The organism is Aquimarina sp. EL_43, assembly GCF_943422735.1.
Taxonomy (GTDB): Bacteria; Bacteroidota; Bacteroidia; order Flavobacteriales; family Flavobacteriaceae; genus Aquimarina; species Aquimarina megaterium.
Genome location: NZ_CALSBR010000001.1, coordinates 720732 through 738500 on the forward strand (window position 1 = coordinate 720732; position 17769 = coordinate 738500).

Below are 17769 nucleotides of genomic sequence, written 5' to 3' on the forward strand. Positions count from 1 at the left end.
AATCAACATATCATAATTCTGTAAAGAATTACACAAATCATAAAAATATTTTAAGATGGGCGACTTCAATGATCTTTTAACCAAATTAATGCAAGGGCAGGAAGCTAGTGAGTCTACTACCGATGCATCAATAAAGGACATGCTTGCACTTATAAAAAGTAAGGATGAACTACGATTCTATGTAGATGGGACTCCAAATTTTGGACATCAGGCCACTACAGTAAATATTATGAAAAGAATAGTTGATGCTACAGACTATTCTAAAAATATTCTAATGATCTATTCTGGAGCAGATACTCCAGATAAATTGGCTATATTACTTACCGATCTTATCCCAAATGATATATTGACAACCAGTATAACCTATGGTAAAGCCACCATTACCTTTTTAGAATATAAAGACACAAAACCAAACCTGGAACAAATTGATTTTGGTTTTACTGGTGGAGCCGATAACAGCGAAGTAAATTATGCAGATCTTTTTAATGTCACCTATTTTTTAAGACTACAGCCCTATTTATGGGAAAAAGCACCTAATCAAATAGAGCGTAAAGGTAAAGATCCATACGATTTAACAAAAGAATCGGCTTCATTTGCAGAATTAGCGTTTAAATTTCCTGCAGATTCCCTAACAACTGTTCCAGAAACCTTATGGACATGGTATGCAAAAGATCAAACCTATAATGCCGATTTAAAAATAAGATCTATAAATGCCGAGTCGATTTATAATGCCCATACTACTAAAAAAGAGCTTCGACTCTGGCCCATATATGGTTTGCATCAGTTTTCTAGTCCTGCAGAAATGACTTTAAACTTAATCCTTTCTGCTTTTACCGCACAAATGAGCAGTAATACACCCATCGCGCTTTTTATCCTAAGTGATATTGCCAAAATACAAAAAAAGTATCAGGAAATGCCTTTTGATTATGCCTCGGCATTTGCTTTGGATCTAAAAAACAAAAACAGTTCTTTACCCGCCCTTAAAACAAAAATTCAAGAAGTATACATCGATAATGATATGTTTGGAGCTTATGCTCAATTAAGTTTAGATAATTTTATTCTTAAACTGGGGCAACAAGTTAAACCATTAATGGATGGTGGATATACATTATCATTAGTAGAAGGTTATAAAAATGGCAGCTATGTAAAAATTGATGACCTAACCAGTACACTTACCGGGGCAGGAAATAAAGAAATAGTGGCTATCACTCTCGGGCCGGTCCCTCAGGAAGTTTATAATTATTACTATGCCAATTCGGGATTACCCGGAGTTTTTGAAGGTCAAGGATCTTCTAGTTTACCTATTAGTTTAGGACGACCCTTTCTACAAATTCCAAAAACAGGAGAAGAAGATAGGGCTAATTACCCTTCGACTTTATCTGCTGTAAATTATTCGCCCGTCGCAGAAGCAGCAAAAACTGCTGCATTAAACATCAGAAATCAAACTTTTGATACTTATCTAAAAAAAACAAATCCAGGTAAACCCGAAGAGTACTACAATGCACTAGCTATTTCGGGAGCGTTTATGGTAAATTCGTATACCGAATCTAATGATGTACACACCTATTTCACGAATTTGGGAGTTTATTATCAACAAGATATTCATGATAAACTGATGCTTGGTCTGGTAGGAGTAAAATTGGTCTTACCTATTGTTACGCTATTAGCATCTTCAAAAGCTCGTACCAAAACCAGTTCTGACACTGATCTAATGGTTTTAGAAGAAGAAGCACTTACATTAGAAGGGGTATATAATAAACTTATCAATAATTATAGTAATGGTGGTGTAAATATCTTAAATGCATTACCAAATACATACTTATCCTCTTTTTTCAAACTCGTAACAGGTAATTTGTTTTTTATTACTGTAGCTAAAGAGGATATTACAGAACAAAAAGATGGGGATACGGTAACACAAGTTACTTTATCTAAAGGAACAACAACTGCCTTTGGTCCTGATTTTAATATTACGCTAAATTTCACCAGCCCAGAAGAGTCGGTTGTTACAGAGATTGAAACGGAAATAAATCAAAGTTGGAATATCGACGGAATCCCTTGGATAGGTTTCGAAAAGCCTGGTTTCAGTTTAAAAATTAACGAAGCCGGAAGCGCAGTAGAAGGAGGTTTGAAAGGGAATATTATTGGGTCTGGCAAAGATGCCAATAATGATCCTATAGTACTGGAAACAATGATTAAATACCCTGAAGAAGAGAACACCTGGCTTATTACTGGCGGTTTTAGCAGTCCTCTAAGTGTATCCAGTTTTTTCCAGATGGCCGGAGGTATTAATCTGGTTCAAGTACTTCAACCTCCTTTGAATGGAATGGCAGGTTTTGGTTTAAAAGACATTCAACTACATTATAACAATCAAACTCATGCATTTGATTATATGTCGTATGAAATGAGTACAGATACACCCTGGGAATTATCTGCAAATCCTCCTTTTCAAATTAATCCTAGTGTAGATGTACAAGTCTATAACGTACAGGACGTAGCAAACAGAAAAATTGAATTTACGGTAACAGGTGATTTTACAATAGGCAAAGGAACGGTTAGTGTTTTAGGTACTTATCCTGATTTCAAAGTCCACGGGGGGCTAAGTGATGGCGTTATCCAGCTTAGTGACTTACTAGAATTATTTGGTACAGGACCCTTAGATTTAGAAACTGCTGTAACCTTATTGGATTTTGACTTAAAACCTAATGAAAAATATTATCAATTAAATACGATTCTCGAAGCAGACAAACCCTTAGTTATAGGACCTCTTTTCACAATTAATAAACTAACCGCTAATATCATTCACAATACAGGTAACAATGAAGTGAGTATCGGTGGTGAATTTGTGGTATTACCCGAAAGTATGAAAATTGGGTTATCACTACAATCTACCTATGCCACAGGAAGTGGTTGGACATTTACCGGCACACAGACCTCTGGAGCTTTAGAGATTGGGCAGTTACTTACTTTTTACATTGCACCGACCTGGAAACCCGAGGATGGATTTGATTATGCAATAGATGGTCTTGGTTTTAAAATCCAAACAAAAACTAAATATTGGGAATTTAGCGGTAAAACTGCTAAACCCTGGGAGATTGATTTCCTGGATCTTAGTGTAGAAGGTAATGCTATGGTAGCATATGGTAAAAAAGATGAGGAAACAGAAGTAGGATACTATGGTAATATAAATGCTAATGTTACCTGGTTGGGTATTAATTTTCAGGCATTCTATGATTTTGATCCCAGTGTAAAATCCTTTGGGATTATCTGGGAGTTCTTAAAAGGTGAAGTAAAGGACATTGGCACCAATGGAAAACATCATTATATAGCAGAATTAAGTTTTACTGAGTCTACTACTATCGGTAGTATGGTAGAAAAAATGGTTTCCTGGGCAACAGGAACTCAATTTGGACTAGCTGCTCCCTGGAATCTCCTAGATAAGATACCACTTAACAACCTGAGCCTAAAATATGATTTCACATCAAAACAGGTTGGTTTCAGTCTCGGCATAGGCCCTATTTCACTAGGGTTCGCTACGATAGAATCTATTGGAGTTACTTACAAATCAAACCAACCTGATCCAAAAGATAATGGGGTGATGGTTACTTTAGATGGGAGTTTCTTATGGCAAGACAAACCAAAGGAGCCTTTAACCTGGGATGCCGCCAAACCAGAAACCACGCCTTCTCCTTCGGGGCAAGGTAACAAATATTTGGATTTACGCTTACTGGCATTAGGACAACATGTTGCAATACCTGGTTTCCAGAATGTAGAAAAAGTACAGGATGCTATAAAAATTATGGCTGATCTACCACCTACAGAACCCGGAGAAATTCCTGGTATTACTTTAGACCCTAACAGCAACTGGCTGGTAGGAATGAATTTTGGAGTACTTAAGCTTGAGGAAGATAAAAAATCTACATCGGCATTGGCGTTGGCAAATGGATCTGATACTAGCAGCAGTGATTACTTTATTACCATGCAGATTGTTTTTAACGATCCTAATCTATATGCATTACGCCTAGCTCTCGAAGGAGAGCCCGCTCGTATTTTTAAAGGTCTGGATTTTCAGATTTTATACAAAAAGATCAGTGATACAATAGGTCTCTATAAGGCAGAAATCGCTTTACCCACAGTAATGCGAAAAATACAGTTAGGCCAGGTTAACCTTACATTACCAATTTTTGGTATAGAATTGTTCACCAATGGTGATTTTCAGGTAGATATAGGATTTCCCTGGAAAGAAGATTTTTCTCGATCATTTACCTTCCAAACCCTGATTTGGACACCGATAGGTATCCCAATCCCTGTTATGGGTTCGGCCGGAGTTTATTTTGGTAAACTTAGTAGTGCTACAACCAATAAAGTACCAGATGCTACTAATGGTACTTTTAATCCTGTTTTGGTATTTGGTTTCGGTATGCAATTTGGATTTGGCTATGATTTTGATGCTGGTATTTTGAAAGCAGGATTTAGCCTTACTGCAGTAGCAATTTTAGAAGGAGTTCTAGCTAAGTTTAATCCGTATCAATTAACAACAACCTCTTCATCTAATGATGCCCAGGTAGCAGAAGCGTATTATTTCTGGTTTAGAGGTACAGTAGGTGTCATCGGAAAACTATATGGTACTATTGACTTTGCTATCATTAAAGCTGATCTTAATATTGACATCAGATTATTGGCTCAATTAACGTTTTCTCCTTATGATCCTATTGTAATTCAGCTATCAGCCTCGGTAAGTGTTTCACTAAGTGTAAGTATAAACCTAGGGTTATTCAAAATAAAGATGCACTTCAGTTTCTCTGCTAGCATCAGTCAAAGTATTACGATCAAAGCAATAGCAAGCAATCCACCTTGGCAAACTGCCCCATCTGGTATCGCTTTAAAAGCGTATGCGCAGAATGAATTACAAAACGCGAAACAACTTCGTATCGCTTTACATAACCCACTTACAGTAGCATTGACTCAGGTAACACCAAATTGGTCTAACCTGGAAAAAGCCGCAACAGTAGCCCCACTAACAGGATATCTGGGACTAGGGCTTACTATGGCTGGTGATAAAGCTACCGAACTAAGCGAGCAACAAGCATGTTATATTGCTATGCTTTTCTTAGAATCTATGACATCGCCACAAGAGGATCGTGTAGATGGATACCAAAAAGCTTTTAAAGACACTGCAGATTCTTCTTTTGAGTTGTTAAGTAAAGAAATTTTCAGATGGACAGTCGCTGCACTACAGAATGGTTCTATCACTAGTGAACAAGTAGATAATACTCCTGTCACCAGTTCGCAATTAACGCAATTATTAGCGTATTTTAGTGATCCTTCTAATCCTAGTCCAATCCCGACAGAAGCTATAGATTCTTTTATGACAGATCAGTTTGATCTGCATATTCAGGAACAACCACAGCAAGAAACAGATGTCAACGCTACATTTTTCCCAATGGCATTGTCACTAGAATTATCGACACCAGATTATGGTACCGATTATAAAGGAGTGACCTATGATTTTGAAAGTTATAACACTATTTCTTCTACATATATAAGTGATCTTAGAAAATACTTCGATCAATTAGCAATCCAGATGCAAGAGAAAGACCCTTCAACTTTCGCTGCTTTTGCAGAAGGACAAGATATTTCTGTAGGTAACTTTGTATTTAGTGACTATTTCTTACTAATTGCCAAACAAATGGTCCAGAATGCGCAGGATTCCTTAAAAGATTTTAAATATTACACCAATAGCGGAGATAGCCCAGACAGTATTGTAAAATGGGTTAATGATAATGGCGACCTCTCTGGGGATATGGCGTATACTATTGCAGAACTTTTTAACGATAATTCTGGTATAGCATTAAATTCTGGGAAAACCATGTATATCTCTAACAGCACATATACCGTGCAACAGGGAGATACTTTTGACAGTATTGCTAATCAAGCTATTTATGGAAAGAGTTTTGATGGAAATAGCCTGGCAATGCTAAATAAAAAAGTTCAAAACATTCTGCAAGAAGGTATCGCTATTAGTTTTACCTATAACAATTATACATATGATTACACCACTTTACCTTCTCAATCTCTAACCGAAGTCGTTGATGCTATCAATGATACCGTACCAAAAGGAAATCAAATTGATATCAATATTTTGATTACTGATGGTGGTATCGCTTCTATAGCCAATTTATTACTTCCTGTTGCAACATTAAACATTGGATTAATTACATATACTACAGTCGAAGGTGATAACCTGAGAAGTGTAGCTTCCAAATTTAATGTTACTCCAGAAGATCTGGCTAATTCTGGTGATAAAGATCATAATAACGATAAGATTACAGATCTATTTGATTCTGCCACTCTGGATATGGCAAATCTAGAGCAGTTTAAAGTAGGCGAATTACTTAAAGAAATTCAAGCTACTCAAGGAATCCAGCACTTGTCTGGTATGACTTCTCGATATTACCTGGCAGGTCTTAAACTTCCGGTAGATGGAGTTACTCCAAACTATAAAGGGATGTGGGTAGAAGATAATAAAGGTGTTTTATCATACGGGGATTTAGAATCTGCAGGGCTATATGCACTAGATGGTCAGCAGTTTCCTATCCCCACTCTTACAGAAGGTAATAATTTTGAAATTACCTTTAGCAAACCAGATCCAGATGCATTAAAATGGTTATCATTTAACGGTGATGATCCTGCAAAAATGGTAATTACTATTAAACCCGATAGTGATGATGCTATACGCATAAATAAGGTTGCTGAATATGCTACCAAAAACAAATTAAATACTGGCCTTAGTTTCTTAGGTGTTAATGATTTGTTTACCAATAGCGAAGCCAGTTATCCATATACATCAGAGATTGTCTGGAATGCCGCTTCTTCTATTAATCTTCCGTACGGAGGTACTCCTTCTGGTGTACCGGCATTAAGTTTATGGCCGTTACCAGATACATTACTTCAACTACCGGATCTAAGTACCCGAGCGGTTAATCCAAGAATGGAATTTTTAATAGGTCAATATGATGACGTCTCTAAAAAGATGATCAATCATGATGTTGCATATTATGGACTAGGATCCCTGGTAGAGGTTACTATAAAGAGAGTACCTATAGTTTCTGATAGCCCTTCTACACAGACCACTTATGAAGTAGTTGGAGCAAATAGTAACAACGCTAATATTCTTGAAAAAATAGTTAGTGAAATTGGTGATAACAATTCGCTAATTGCCAGTTTGATCCCTGCCTATGCTGTTGATTCTAATGGAAGTACTCCCGATGGTATCCAGACCGATGCACAAAATGCACTCACTATGGGATTAGCCCAGGTAAATCTTTCTACGGAAACCAGGCCTGATATGGCTTTTGATGCATTACTAAAAACTGCATCGATTCCTGAAGAAGAAAAAATGCGATTGCTCAATACGCAAACAGACTTCTTACGATTGCTATGGCAAGCCAGCATTACCAGAAACGGAGGATACTATTTATACTACTATAATACAGATAGTAAACAAGGGCTTCCGGATCGTATTTTTGATGATAACGGGGAGGCTACATTGTCATTTATTGTAATGTACAGCAAACCTTCTGAAGAAAGCCTTCAAAATACAATAACTTCGTATATGAATGTTTTTGCTAATGGAGAGGCCATTAATAAAGATAACTCTGTACTCTTTGCACAATCCAATCCAAATACCATAAAATTAGCATCTGCCAATACACAAACATTAGGTGAACTGGCCTATACATACTACGGAAATATTGCTGATGTCGCTACTGATAATCAAAATCTAACCCTTAGATCAGGGATTAAATTAAATATCAATGAAGGCATCTACGAAGTTGGAGTTGGTGGTAATACACTTCAGGAAATTGCTAGTCATTTTGAGACTACTGTTGCTGCTATACAGGAAATCAATAAACAGAAATCAGGTAGCGAATTACCAGATCAGCTGAACTTATTTGATTCTATTTTCTTACCGCAGCTTACCATCACTGTAGGTACCAGTCCTGGTGGCACTACCTTCGCTTCATTATCCGATTTTTATGGAGAAAATATTTCTTCTATAGCCAATTACAATCAAAATGTTATTGGAATATTTGCCGATAGTCAAGACGTTACAATCACTGGTGGTCCAAAAATCAGAACAGCCACTGTTGCTGCAGGCACTACTTCTATAGATGCAATACGACCTATACCTGCTCCTGTTCCCGATAATCCAAAAACAGCAGATTTTGGAGAACTATTCTTACAAAATGTGTATAGTTCGCTCACTTATCAGGTAGTAGCTAATGATTATTTTAACAGTAGTAACATTGGTTTACCTTCTGGTCCGACAACAGATGCAGAAGATCCAGAGAGTATCGATAAAATCCAGGTTCCAAAAACACTAACAGCCGATGATAACTGGAACTATCAGGTAAGCATACCTTATACTCGTTTTAGTAAAGAGGTAGTAGCTTCAGAAAATGATCTTCCTGATGGAAACGACAGTCCATATTTAGGATTAGGTGATATTCTTCAAGTTAATTTTGCATGGCAGGATATTTATGGTAACAGTATTATAAGCGAGTTATCAGATCCATCGGCAACCAGTAATGAACCATTAAATGAACCACCTGTATTAACAGGATATACAGATGCTATTCTAGGACTTAACCAGTGGCCTTCAGTTAGTTCTTCCTGGATGGTTACCGGAGAAGAAGGGCAAGCCAAACTAGATACGGGATTAAATTTTGATCCTAGTTATTATCAGGGGCTAATCTCTACAACAGCAAAAAGCAGTACTACCATTCTGGGACAATATACTGTAACTGTAGATGAGGCCAGTGCTGTAGACAAAACTAACTATACAATCGATCAAAATGTTAATATCGAGTCTATTGTTCTTAATGCCGATAAAAAATCAGTCACTATTACGGTAGATAACATTCCTGAAAATGTAGAAATAACGGTTACCGTAAGTAACGTTAAAGCCGATATAACGAATCCTGAAGATACTAATGTTCTTGTTTTTAACGGCTGGTCAAAATTTAGCGCCGATAATGATAAAGATCTGGCTACCTCTACAGTGATAGAACAAGCCACCAGGGATCTACAAACCTATACTCAGATTTGGTACCAGTTAACCGATCCTAATGGTATCGCTTTTCAAATAGATACTACATTAACCTCTAATCCTTTTGTTCTAAGCAAAGATGATGTGAGCAAGCTGGTTCAGGAATGGATTGCTTCTATCTATCTATTCTTAGCTAATCGCAGTATGGGAGAAATTACTATTGCGACACCAGATAGTGATCATACCATATCTTTCGATATAGACACTGCACAGGTAAACACTGAGCAAATATTCAGATTAGAGTTAAGTTTTACCATCGAGCGTATCGGAGGTTCTATTTCTGGTGATTTTGAAACTACAGGAGGCATTAAATCTGCAAGTACCAGTATTCCTCCTTTATCAAAAGCAGAATCAGGAGTAACTACAGGTTTAGAAGATTTTGCTGCTGGATTTGAGACTGCTTTATCTAAAAATGATGTGTATCAACTTAAAGTTACTTCTGGTGTAGACCGCGATGAGAATCTAAGTAATGCCGGAGGCACAGAAATATGGGCTACTCGACTAGGTGTTGATTCGACTGCCAGTATTGGATATGAGATCAATGATACCAGTAATCCGGTGATTTTTGCACCAAAACCAATATCTAATAAGCTAGAGACAAAAGATCACATTCCTATCTATTATTTTAATCCTAAGACAGGTATAGATTTTTCTACTCCTTCTACATATACCGATTTTAAAAATATTGATATGGATCTTTGGGGTAAACAGATCTTTTCGAGTATTGATGGTGTATTAACCCCAGAATTTACAGCTGCTATTCAATTAGTTGATGATTTCGGAAGTACAACATTCCTCACCGATATGTTGGCCAATAAAAAACGACTGGCAGAAATCCTTAAGCTATCTATGGTTCCTGTTTTTGCCGGGCAGACAGCAGATACATCAGATATTCAGGAAACCTTTTTACAGCAATTATTAGTAAAACTTAGTAATGCATATACTACTCGCGCCGGAATTCAGTTTGCCGCGACAGTACAGGCAGATACTGTTCCGGAAGGTGCGGACACTCCTCAACTATACGGAAATATAAATCAGAACTTTGTCTTTATGGGGGTAGAATTAGATCAGGATGAAGCTACTATAGTGTATCTTTTCTTCTCTAATTTTATGAGTAAAGAAGAAGCCGAAAAAATAAGTAATTATACTGTTTCTGATGATATACAAGTTGTAAACGCTTCATTGCTTAGTGAAAATAATCGCATTGTACGTTTAAAATTAAGTGGAGATGCCGTAATCGACAAAACTGTAGTAACTATTGTAGATACATTGTTTGATGAAGTTGGAAACGTTATTACACCTCCGCTAAGTCATACTGTACAGAAAAACGTTGATGGCGGTAACTTTAGCACATCCTTTAGTCTAAGTTCGCCAAAATTAGCATTGAGTGAAAGTAAAGATGCCAAGCTGCCCTTCCTGCTTTCTTCTCCAGACATTATTAGAGGTACCGAAAATGAAGTGCTATCCTATATAGACCTGGATATTACCTATGCTGGTTTTGCTATCGAACATCAAATTAGTTCGGTTCCGGGAATCGAAGATTATAAAGCATCATCATGGTTAAGTTTTATTTCAAAAAACAAAACCAATCCATTAGAAACTTCATTAGGGGTGTTTAAAGTTCCTTTGATCTTAAGGTCCTTCCCTACTGCACCAGCAATGGTTAAGCAAGAGGGTTCTTATCCTTATACTACCAGTACTAATAATGCGGTAGATGATATCCTGAACTGGAACTACCAGATTACGTATTCTCAATCTTTCCACTATCCACAAGATCAGGTTAATTTTGAGATTCTGTTTAATGCTCAGGAGAATATGGCTAAAGCTCTTGGCAGTTTTGAAGATGCATTTGCGCAGATGGCCGAGTTTATTTCTGTTTTCCCTAATATCAATCAGGTATTTAATGATACATTGATCAAGATCGATGCTACCACTACAGATACATCTGAGTTCGAATCTGCAGCGGTAGCCTTATCGTCCTATAACCAGATGGTTTCAAGAATGGCAGATGCCGCAGAAACCAGTAATGGCTTTGCTCTTAATGCCTTTAATGAGCTATTAAAGCAAGGTTATACCGCAGATCCGTATTCTTTTTACATCAAAGAAAGTTCTACAACAATAGAAACTACTACAGGAGTATTATTAGTTAATATTTTTGGTGCAGTACCAGAAGGAATAGGTATTCCGGTTGTGAATATTCCTGATTACAATGCAATTAGTATTGATCCCGAAGATGGAGCTAGTTATAGTTATTATTATACTTCTAAAGATACAGGCAAAATCCTTGAAGCTTCTATTGGGCAATCTATAGCAGATCGTATGGTACTTATCCCTACGATGAATATTCTAAACAGACAGGATGCCGATACTACTGCAAACTTAAAGCGTAATGTAGAATTAGTCCCTGGTAAACCATCGGCAGATGATTTTGTATATACGACAGGTAATATTGGATTTTCGAATGCATTTCACCCAACTATAGATAGTAGTGAGCCGCTAAATATTGCGACGATCAATAATCCGTCCAGCCCTAACGTGGGAACATTAGAGCAACAGCTTACCATTTTGTTTGATACACTATTAGCAGAAAACTCTCAGGATACCATTAGTATTTTGATGAATGCTAATTATAGCTATCAAGCAAACAGCAAGTTAAGTGATATTTTCCTTCCGGTAATTATGCAACCATTACAATCGATACAGGTACTGGGCGATGGATCGGATAAAGCATTAAAACAAATGATTTCTGATTGGGCCAATAGCATTAAAGAATGGTTTAGTACAAATCAGGTAGATGATACCGAAGCATCACTTTGGTTTGATCTTACTATATTTTCTAATCTAACTGCACAGCCTAAACCATTAATTCGATTAAGAACATTAACATTATCATTAGATTATATTACAGACATGTAATACATATGTAAAAACAGGCGAGCCAACCAAAAACTCCATACGACTAGTCGTATGGGGTTTTTCTTCTTTCAACCTGAGTTCGATATAAGGATTTAATTTAAAAAAGCTGTCAAATTAAGTGATCTGATACTTCGGCATAACTCTGTACAGGCCCGGGAAGATTGTATCGAGAATAGTGATTTTCTATCCAAAAAAAGCTATTCTCGATACAGTTTTTCTACATTTCATTCTGAAAAACCACTCGAATTGACGCTTTTTATGACATTTTAGCTTAGGTCGAACTAAGTTTTTTTTAATTAAGGCTTAAGAAAGAGCTTTACATTAGGAGCCATTGTTGTGTGTAGTGCTCTATTCATTATTGAGGTTTAGACTTTTTATATTCCATAATGCAATTGTTGATGCCGTAAAGAAGATAACCAATATAAGATTTAAATAACCGCCACAAATAATAATCCAAAAATTACCAGACAAATTTTTACAAATATAGCCTTGTATTAAAAAAGGTACCAGTGGAAAAAAAAGAATAATCCATCTTGGATATAAAGTTTTTCTTTTCCAGACTTGAATGATAAATATAATAGATAAAAGTCCAAAAATTGGATAAACAAATAGTCTCAATACATTATTTGCTTCAGTAGCTAAAGAGACTGCCTCATTTATATTAAGGTTATTTTCGGTAGCTAATCTCGCCGATGTGGCAATAGCAACATAAGCACCATGAATAACTCCATACGCAATTAAGATAGCAGCAAAACAAATTAAAATTGTATTCTTTATTATAGGTTTAGTTGGTTTAAAGGCATGATATATTTGAACCACTCCTAACATATAAAACCAAGCTGCCAACAGAGCAGTAACAGCACTAGAAATAATTCTGAAATCAGATGCATTCCCCATATTTTCTGTTAAATTGGTATTACTAGAATCATAGTAAAAAAGCATATCTCCAGAAAACAAAATTAGCCCGCCAAGCGCTCCTAGTATTCCTAAAATTCTAATACAAAATTTATTCATTTTCATCTATTACTTATTTTTTGCATTGTATACAACGTTTAGTGTATAGATCGTTGGAAATTCCTATCAGTACCAAGGTAACAAAATTGCAATGAATTCCGTTTAAGGAAATCAGATGCAATAAGCTACATATGTTGTTACTCGGCATTTTTTATCCTGCCTTTTATCTTTTCAATCCAATTTTTATCGGCAGGTTCAACAATAATTGCTTTGAAATTAAACCTCTCACTTTCAATCCCAACACCCTCTAAATCATCAATATGTAAATCAAAACCAAAAGCTGGCGGAAATTTAGACGAGTGAATATTCCGAGAGGTCAAAACTCGTCGGTTTTCTGTTTGGTTTACAATTCGATTCACTTTTATTCCATAATATCCTAAAGTCAGTCTTATTTTTCTTTTAGATCTAAATGATGTGGTATAAATATGGATTTTATGACCTTGATTTTGTAAATCAGAAATTAATTTATTTGTCCCTTTTCGTATTTTTTCAATTCCGAGTAGTTTAGCAATTCCGTTACGCTTTTCTGTTTCAAACTCATTCCCATTTGGAATTAAAGTGCTGTCAAGATCAAAACTGATATTCATTTTTTAATGTTGGGTAACGTTTAATGCAAACAGTCGTTTTAATACAGTTTATACATTGTTACCAGCTTTGTAATTTGTTTATAAAATGATCTCAATATTTTACTAGGTACGTTCTAAAATACTTTCCAATCCATAAATCCCTCTGTCAATTAAGGTCTTTATATCGTCCATAGCATTCCGTTTCAGCGGGTTTCCATCAAGTGAAATTCCTTTTAAAAATGGGTGATTTATAAGTGGACTTATATCCTGGATATGATTATCTTTAAGGTTAACATAACTTAAATGTTTAAGCTCATTTAAGAAACTGATATCTTTAATTCCTGTATTCCAAAGATGTAAATCTGTTAAATTAGGAAGGTGTTTTAGAACAGAAACATTTTTGATTTTATTATCGTTTAGACCTAAAACTTTTAATTTTTTCAATCCTTTAAGGGCTTCAATATCTTCAATTTCATTCTCTGCAAGCCAAAGTGTTTCTAAGTCTTTTAGTTTTGATAGCGATGAGATATCTATTATCTTATTTGAAGAGAGATTAAGTACTTCTAGTTTTATGCATTCTTTTAATGGACTAATATCATTAATTTCATTATCCGATAAGTTAATTAAATCTAATTGTTTCATGGATGCTAAAGGTTTAATACTACTTATTTTATTGTTATAAGCGTATAAACTACTGATAGTTGAACATAGTTCTAAGCCTTCCAATGAAGTAATTCCTGTGTTGTAGCAATCTAGTTCTGATACATTGATATTTTCAACATAAATATCTTCATCCTCATTTTTGTTGAAAAATGATTTGATGTGATTCTCTAGGATTTTGTCCTTAAATTTTATTGCATTCATAACAAATTTTATCGTTGAAAGTTCTGATATATGTCTTAGATGTATTGCTGGTACGTTTAATACATGTATCGTAGTTAAGCAATTATTACCTAGTCATCGACATTTTCCGCGCATTGACTGCTAACTTTTCCATTCAGCAAGCATTGTGACTTACCAAAAATACAACAACCATTCGATTAATCACTTAGTTGCTATGATCACATATATCGTGTTGTAAACTGTTTTTAATCAAATTCAGTTTCGATTTTATTTAAACTTGCGATATCCTTATTTAGGTATTTAATACTAATTTTTGGTGGTATTGAAATCTCTATACAGGTTTCGCTAAAAATTAAATCCTCCGTTGAAATCTTGGATTGAAACTCATTTGACATCAACAGCCCTTTTAGAATCAATTTGAACATTTTTTTATTTGAATATTCGTCCATTAATTTTTGAATATGATGTTCATCAAATTCCGTAACTCTGCTAAAATGGATTTCTACCGATGGAGGAATTGATATTCCAACAATTAACCTGTTCGTTCTGAATCCGGCTTTTTCAATTAGGGGTAAAACATCAAAAATATCTTTTACATAATTAACAAATTTATCCTTAGTATTAGTTCCAAGATCACCAATTTTGGATAAACCACTTTTTAGTTGGTTTATTACATTGTCCATTTTATTATTGGATTTGGAAGAATCTGTTACAATTGATTTTTCAGGCATTAATTTGTCAATTTATAATTGTTTACAACAATGTATAAGAAACATAGGGCAGGTAATAAGCACTATGGTTTTGGTTTATTACTTAGCCAAATATAAATATTTTGCTGTTATCTTTTTTTTCTCATAAACGCCAAATTTTATATTTGGCGACTTTGCAAATAAACTCAGACTTTTCGATAAGTCTAAACTGCCCTATGTTTTTTATACATTGTTGTATACCGTTTTTCTTGACAATATATTAATTAGATGATTGAGCTTTTTGTAGAGGTATTAATATCTTCATTGATACAGATCCCAATACTATCAATTCTAACAGATTTTTTAATGATTCTTTATCTGCCATTCTTTCATTTGAAAGATGAGCATTTTCTGTTGTATCCCAATAATATACGTCAAACCAAGTATCTTCTTCGTCTTTATATAAAGTTTGATTAATAAACCCTTCTAAGTTTTTTAAATCAGGAACCATTTTATTGACTGCATCAATCATTTGTTTATCCGAAACATCAGGTTTCGCCTTCCATTTTACAATTTCTACTACGTTCATTTTATATTTTTAATTTCGTTGTATCTAAAACATTCAGTTGTGTGGTCATTTACCATTCCTACCGCTTGCATAAAAGCATAACAAATAGTTGACCCTATGAACTTAAATCCCTTTTTCTTTAATACTTTACTCATTATGTCTGAGATTTCAGTTTTGGCAGGAATATCTTCAGCTTTTTTCCATTTATTTTGAATAGGTTTATTTTCTACAAAACCCCAAATAAAATTAGAGAAACTCCCATATTCTTTTTGAATTTCAAGAAAAGCTTTGGCATTGCTTACTACAGAATTGATTTTTAGCTTATTTCTAATAATTCCAGAATCATTCAGTAATTCATCTATTTTTTTCTGATCATAGGTTACAATTTTGTTTGCCTCAAAATTGTCAAATACGTTGCGATAATACTCTCTTTTAACCAAAACAGTTAACCAACTTAATCCGGCTTGAGCACCTTCAAGAATTAAAAATTCAAATAATAATCGGTCATCATAGATTGGAATACCCCATTCATTATCATGATAATCCTCTTCAATTTTATGTTTAACTGACCAAGAACATTTTTTCATTTTGTTTCAGTATCATTTTACTATTTATAATACCCAAAATTACTGATGATAAATTTTCAAAGCATTAATCTAGATTAAGATTTCGGTGAAATCATTTTTTTTGGTTTCCCTTTAACTTTGCTAAGTGCCTCGGGTGTAATGCCTAGATATGAAGCAATCATTCGTTGTGGAACTCTTTGAATGATTTTAGGATAAGTTTTAATAAAGTGTTCATAACGTTCAAGCGCTGTTGAACACATCATCATTAGGACTCTGTTTTGAAGTGCTTCTAAACGATTAAGGATTTTTTGTAATTCTATTTTGTCTTCTTTTCCTTTTTCAAGAATATATACTTCTGAATTTTCAATGGCATCAATAAATAGTTTACAAGGGGTATTCCTAGCTGTGCTATCTGTCATAACCCAATTTTCAGGTGCAAAAAGAAAAATATGTTCTTTTCCCTTTTCATCTATTACGTAACTACGAAGCAAGCCAGATTTTACTATGTAAATCTTAGTGTTGTTTTCTCCTGCTCTTTGAAGTATTTGTCCTTTTTTTATTCTGATTTCGTTTGATTTTCAATGGTATACAATAATTGGATATATTTCTCTTTTACTCACAAATCTAGAGGATTTTAGATACACCTCAAATTATTTATTGCTACTTGTGTATAGATTTCTGTTGTTTTCGTACTACTCTATACCCCATAAGGTTTGGATATAGCCAGATGCATAGATTTGCACCTTAAATCTGTCATCGGGATGAAACTATTCGATTTATCAAAAATCCGCTAGATTTGTGAATATATATAAAGGATAATTGCCTTTTGTAATCGTTATGAATAATATTAAAACAATAGTTTTTGATTTGTATAATACTTTGATTGAAATAAAAGAATCAAATCATTTCTTTTTGAAATTATTTAAAATTTCTCAAAACGGTTTCGATATGGATGTTTCGGCATACCTACAGCTCGTGATGAAAAATGATCTTAGTGAACTGAGGGATATTCTACCTCCTGAATTTAGTACATTATACGATAAAAATTTACCTGAGTTAGAACAGGAATTAGACTCTATTGTTATTTATGAAGAAGTTTTACATGTTCTTGAAGACTTAAAAAAACATTTTCGAGTTTTCTTGATTTCAAATTTAGCATCGCCATATAAAGAGCCTGTTTTTTATAATAATCTTGATCAGTATTTTGAGAAAATGATTTTTTCCTGTGATTATGGATTTCTAAAACCCAATAAAGAGATTTTTAAAGAAATAGAAAAATTTACCAGCAACAAACCAAACGAAATATTAATGGTTGGAGATTCTTTTAAATCAGATATTGTAGGAGCAAAAAATATGGGATGGAATTATTTAAAAATTAGTCGTTACACTCCTATTTCAAAAGATTATGAAATAAAAAATCTGAACGAAATTATAAAACATTAAAAACGAATTTTATACGAAATATTGAGGTACCCGCTTCCCTTCGAAGAACAAATCT

At 34.6% G+C, this 17769-nt stretch carries 9 protein-coding genes; 2 read left to right on the top strand and 7 right to left on the bottom strand.

Features of this window, described 5'->3' with window-relative positions; genetic code table 11:
* The first annotated feature begins 55 nt into the window (after window positions 1-55).
* Window positions 56-12025, top strand: coding sequence for a hypothetical protein (locus NNL09_RS03300; RefSeq protein WP_196909109.1), 11970 nt, complete (start codon window positions 56-58; stop codon window positions 12023-12025).
* A gap of 348 nt (window positions 12026-12373) precedes the next feature.
* Here the strand turns inward: NNL09_RS03300 and NNL09_RS03305 are convergent, their stop codons facing one another.
* From NNL09_RS03305 to NNL09_RS03335, 7 genes are all read right to left on the bottom strand, one after another.
* Window positions 12374-13045: a DUF6796 family protein gene (locus tag NNL09_RS03305; protein WP_196909110.1), complete on the bottom strand. Its 672-nt coding sequence runs from the start codon at window positions 13043-13045 to the stop codon at window positions 12374-12376.
* A 131-nt stretch (window positions 13046-13176) separates the two neighbouring features.
* Window positions 13177-13626, bottom strand: a complete 450-nt coding sequence (locus NNL09_RS03310) for an HAD family hydrolase (protein WP_196909111.1) — start codon at window positions 13624-13626, stop codon at window positions 13177-13179.
* A 102-nt stretch (window positions 13627-13728) separates the two neighbouring features.
* The gene (locus NNL09_RS03315; protein WP_196909112.1) at window positions 13729-14469 is read right to left on the bottom strand and encodes a leucine-rich repeat domain-containing protein; all 741 of its coding nucleotides are present in this window, start codon (window positions 14467-14469) and stop codon (window positions 13729-13731) included.
* Between the two features lie 224 nt (window positions 14470-14693).
* On the bottom strand, window positions 14694-15179 hold the full coding sequence (locus NNL09_RS03320; protein ID WP_025663016.1) for a hypothetical protein: 486 nt from the start codon (window positions 15177-15179) through the stop codon (window positions 14694-14696).
* Between the two features lie 238 nt (window positions 15180-15417).
* Window positions 15418-15726, bottom strand: a complete 309-nt coding sequence (locus tag NNL09_RS03325) for a hypothetical protein (RefSeq protein WP_196909113.1) — start codon at window positions 15724-15726, stop codon at window positions 15418-15420.
* Window positions 15723-16292, bottom strand: a complete 570-nt coding sequence (locus NNL09_RS03330; RefSeq protein ID WP_025663018.1) for a DNA-3-methyladenine glycosylase I — start codon at window positions 16290-16292, stop codon at window positions 15723-15725. The genes NNL09_RS03325 and NNL09_RS03330 overlap by 4 nt, the downstream gene beginning before the upstream one ends.
* A 74-nt stretch (window positions 16293-16366) precedes the next feature.
* A complete protein-coding gene (locus NNL09_RS03335) occupies window positions 16367-16837 on the bottom strand; it encodes a Crp/Fnr family transcriptional regulator (protein ID WP_196909475.1) in 471 nt (156 codons plus the stop codon).
* Between the two features lie 271 nt (window positions 16838-17108).
* Here NNL09_RS03335 and NNL09_RS03340 point away from each other — a divergent pair, with 271 nt between their 5' ends.
* Window positions 17109-17714, top strand: a complete 606-nt coding sequence (locus NNL09_RS03340; RefSeq protein ID WP_196909114.1) for an HAD family hydrolase — start codon at window positions 17109-17111, stop codon at window positions 17712-17714.
* Window positions 17715-17769 lie beyond the last annotated feature (55 nt).